Annotated in this window: 3 protein-coding genes; 2 read left to right on the top strand and 1 reads right to left on the bottom strand. The window is 59.4% G+C overall.

What is annotated here, in order from left to right; genetic code table 11:
* Together ACP5EL_RS09335 and ACP5EL_RS09330 are read left to right on the top strand one after the other, a co-directional pair.
* The coding region (locus ACP5EL_RS09335) for an SPASM domain-containing protein (RefSeq protein ID WP_428402241.1) at positions 1 to 605 on the top strand (605 nt) is incomplete at its 5' end.
* A 135-nt stretch (positions 606 to 740) separates the two neighbouring features.
* Positions 741 to 1,631: a hypothetical protein gene (locus ACP5EL_RS09330; RefSeq protein WP_428402240.1), complete on the top strand. Its 891-nt coding sequence runs from the start codon at positions 741 to 743 to the stop codon at positions 1,629 to 1,631.
* Between the two features lie 87 nt (positions 1,632 to 1,718).
* Here the strand turns inward: ACP5EL_RS09330 and ACP5EL_RS09325 are convergent, their stop codons facing one another.
* The gene (locus tag ACP5EL_RS09325) at positions 1,719 to 3,659 is read right to left on the bottom strand and encodes a threonine--tRNA ligase (protein WP_428402239.1); all 1,941 of its coding nucleotides are present in this window, start codon (positions 3,657 to 3,659) and stop codon (positions 1,719 to 1,721) included.
* Positions 3,660 to 4,271: the final 612 nt, after the last annotated feature.

Below are 4,271 nucleotides of genomic sequence, written 5' to 3'. Positions count from 1 at the left end.
TGGGAAGACCGGCGGGGATATGCGCCTTCTCAGAGACCTGTGGGACGGCGATGGTCATGGAGCACAACGGCGACGTCTACTCCTGCGACCACTTCGTCGAGCCGAAATACCTCCTCGGAAACATCAACCAGAGGCCACTCTCCCCGATCGCCAGCTCCGCAAAGCAGCAAAAATTCGGCCGCGATAAACTGGATGGTCTCCCCGAATACTGCAGGCGGTGCGAGGTGCGGTTCGTCTGCAACGGCGAATGCCCCAAGAACCGGTTCGTCAAGACGCCTGACGGCGAGCCGGGCCTAAACTATCTCTGTGACGGGTATAAGGAGTTCTTCAGGCACATCGATGGCTCGATGCGGTTCATGGCGAGTGAGCTCCGATGCGGTCGAGCTCCGGCCAACATCATGAATTATACGGGGTCTTCCGAGGGAAAGGTGGTAAAGGCGTTTGTTAAGCCCGGCCGTAACGACCCCTGCCCCTGCGGAAGCGGGCTGAAGTTCAAGAAGTGTCATGGCAGAGTCGATCATCAAAGGGACCAAAAGCCTGCTGACGAGCCGCTGTCGAAACGGATCGGCGATCGCTGGAAGCGTGTCTCGAAGCGGTTCAAGTGAGGGCGGAGAGGGTCCTTTGAGGAGGACGCGCTATTCTTAAATATTTTCCTGGACTACAGTTCATGTGGGTGTGGTCCGTAAGGGCCAACATTTGGAGTGGGTTTGATGTTTGAAATTGCTACAAAAAGCAGATCTTTGGCGACTGTCTTTCTCCTCTTCGCCATGATCCTCATCTCCTCCGCCCAGGTCGAGTACGAGCCCGGCGAGAGGGAGGCCGAGCTTCTCTTCGAGCTGGGGCTGGGAGGCCCCTGGATAATAAGCGAGAAGCACCCTGAGTTCTACAACCAGGAGGAGGAAAAATCGGCCTGGCCCTCGGCCTCGGAGTTCGCCTGGTACTCTGACTACTTCAGCATGACGCCTTTCGGCGAGCGGGAGGTGGAGATGTACAGCGCATCGGGGGTGCCGGAGATCTATGCCAGCGGGCCCGGCGGCGAGCCTCTGGTCAGCTCCGACTACCAGACCCATGCCGGAGGCGAAGGCCTCTGGATCCTGGGCACTAGCAGCTGGACTGAATACGCCATCGTCCCGAAAGGAGCATATCTGAGGCTTCTCGCTTATTCTCCTGGCGGGGGCTGGGCCGACTTCTACGATATAACGCCGAAGAGCAGGCTGGTCCAGAGGAGCTACGATCTCTATCCCGGCTACAGCCAGCTGACCTTCCATGCAGAAGAGGTGGGCCGATACGTGATCCTCTTTTCCGCGGGCGATAAGATGAGCAACGCCGTGATCGTCGACGTGAGACGAGGGACCTGGCCGGTCTCGCCGCCGGGACCCGAGCCGCCGAGCTACGGGTCCGCCGGGGTGACCCTCAAGTCCGCCATACTGAAAGGCTACAGCGTCTACGTAGACGGATCTTACGTCGGCGCCGACGGCCGGGGTGGCGACCTGCGAGACGGCGTCTACTCGATCACCGTTTCCGGCAACCAGCGGCATACGATAAAGGTATACGGCTCGGGGCTCACCTGCACTTCAAACGAGTTCTACGAGAGCGGGCACCGCTATACCATCGACGTATGCTCGAGCTGAAAGTCGAACGGGATCTATAAACTTAGACTGAAAAATAAAGAATATATCAGATTGAGAGCGGTGGGCCACACCACTCCCAATCGCACCTCAGATGAAGCGGGGCCTCTCTGAGAGCTTCACCGGCAGAGGGAGCCTCTTCCACGGCTTTCCTGCCGTCTCGACTGCGATCCTCGCCTTAAGCTCTTCTGTGGTCATCTCCACCTTCTTCGGCTTCTTCGGCTCCGACTCGGCCCTGACGGTGACGGCGAGCCTCCCCGACTCCAGCTCGGAGTCGCCGATGACGACGACATAGGGCACCCACTCGCGCCCGGCGTCACGGATCTTCTTTCCGACGGTCTCGTCCCGGTCGTCGATGTCGGTCCTGAAGCCCAGGGCTCTCTCGACCTCCTCGGCCCGGACCAGGTGGCGCTCGGCCACGGGAATTACCCTCACCTGGGTCGGCGAGATCCAGGTGGCGAGCATGGGAACCTTCCCCTCCGTCGAGTCCCGGTGGGCCTTCTCCAGGAGGGCGAAGATCAGCCGCTCGATGGCACCGGAGGGCGAGCAGTGGAGGATGATCGGCCTTTTGAGGGTGCCGTCGGCGTCGGTGTAGCTTATGTCGTAGCGCTCGGCGTTCTCGACGTCGATCTGGACCGTGGAGAGTGCGGAGGCCTTGTCCAGGGCGTCGACGAAGTTGAACTCGAACTTGAGGACGAAGTAGAAGAACCGCTCTTCCCACATCTCGATGAGGACGGGCTTGTTGACTATCCCGACCAGCCCTTCCACAAACTCCCTGTTCTGGTCGTAGAACTCCCTGGTGAACCTGATCGCCACCTCGTAGTCGTCGAGGTCGAGGCCCGCCTCCTCCAGGACCGAGATCGAGGCCTGGTACTGGTTCTCAAACTCCCGGGTCGCGCCATTCATATCGGCGCAGAGGGTGTGCATGTCGGGCATGGTGAAGGCCCGCAGCCTCCTCAGGCCCACCAGCTCCCCCCGCTGCTCGCGGCGGAAGGAGTAGCGGGTCATCTCGATCATCTTCAGGGGGAGCGACCGGTAGGAGAGGGTCATGTCGTGGCTCATCAGAAACTGGCCGAAACATGCCGCAAACCGCAAAAAGAAGCTCCTCTTCTCGGCCTCGATGGAGTACTGCCTCGCCGGGAACCGATCCAGGTACTTTTTGAGGGTGGGATGGAACATGTCGTACATGATGGGAGTCTCCACCTCCATCGCCCCCATCTCCGCCGCCCTCTCCAGTACGTAAGACTCCAGGAGCGACTTGACCAGCCTACCCTTGGGGTAGTACCTCATATTCCCCGAGTCGGAGCCCGGCTCGTAGTCGACCAGCTCGAGCCGCCTCATCAGATCCACGTGGGGCGGGACGGCCTCCACGGCCCTGCTCTTGGAGATCTCGTAGTCGACGAACTTTTTGAGGTTCTCGTGCCCCGAGAAGTCGAAGTTCTCGGGCTCGAGCATTACGCCTTCGGGGGTCATGACCCTCCAGATGGAGACGGCCTTCTCCTCGGCCTTGAGGGCTTCGGATACCACCTCTTCCCTCGCCGGTACCTTTGCGCCCGCGCCGACGCCGGAAGCCGCAGCGGAGGCAACGGCGCCCCCTGCCCCGGCGCCCTCGCCGAGCCTGATGGAGCGGGAGAGCTCCGAGAGGGGGTGGCCTTTGCAGCTGAGCTTGAAGGCCTTGTACCAGCCGAAGGGCGCTCGAGCCACCTCGTAGTTCTCCCTCAGGGCCTCGTCCATCCCCTTCAGGACCTCGACCGCGGCGGCGGGAGAGGAGAGCTGAGAGCTGAGGTGGGCGTAGGGGTAGAGCATGATCCTTCCGGTCTTGACCTGGTCGGCGACTTTGGCTATCTCTTCGGCGCCCTCGGCGACGACCGCCGGGACGTCGTCCTCATCGATCTTCTCGACGGCGATGAAGGCGCAGAGGGCCTCCTCCAGCCGTCCCGACTTCTCGGACTCCTCCACCTTCTCGGCGACGGGGGTCGGCCTCTTGGCCTCAAACTCGATGTAATCAGAGTGGATTAAGAGCAACTGCAACGGAAACCACCTTCGTTCTTCCAGCTACAGAAGGGGCCATCTAGTTCAACCTTTCGACAGGAGTTTTTGAGAGATGGGCAGCTCTGCAGATAGTTCTGTGGGAACCGGAGGGTCGAGACGAACCGGATATGTCCTTTCAGCCGCCGGATCCCCAAGCTGGACCGAAGATTTTTTCGGGCTCCTCAAAGTTGCAGGATTGTACCTTCTCCGAATCGTTCCACTGGTTACGCTCTTTATTATGGGCTTATGTGATGGTGGCGGGCGGAAGATCTCCATCGAGACGATCGGTAGGTTCGCCGCAGCGACGGGACGACTACCGAGAAGCTGGGGGTCTGCAAGGCGATAACCGCGGAGCTGAACTTCCAAGTCGAGATGGCGATTAACCGGGGCAAAATTATCCACATCTAGTCAGACCTTTCGTCAGAGGGCTGGAAACGCGGTGAGGCTCAAAGCATGGCCAGAACTCATGGTGATGATTCCGATGGCACGGTTTCATACCTATGCTTTTTTGAATAGGACAAAATTGGACATACTATAATAGAAAAAGTTAAAATAATTGATGCAGCAAAAAAACGTAGTTGAAGGGGAGCACTCCTATTTTATGAGGTTGTA

The sequence above is a fragment of the Methanocrinis sp. genome, assembly GCF_049974945.1.
In the GTDB taxonomy this organism is placed as follows: domain Archaea; phylum Halobacteriota; class Methanosarcinia; order Methanotrichales; family Methanotrichaceae; genus Methanocrinis.
This window is presented reverse-complemented; position numbering and strand designations above follow the sequence as displayed.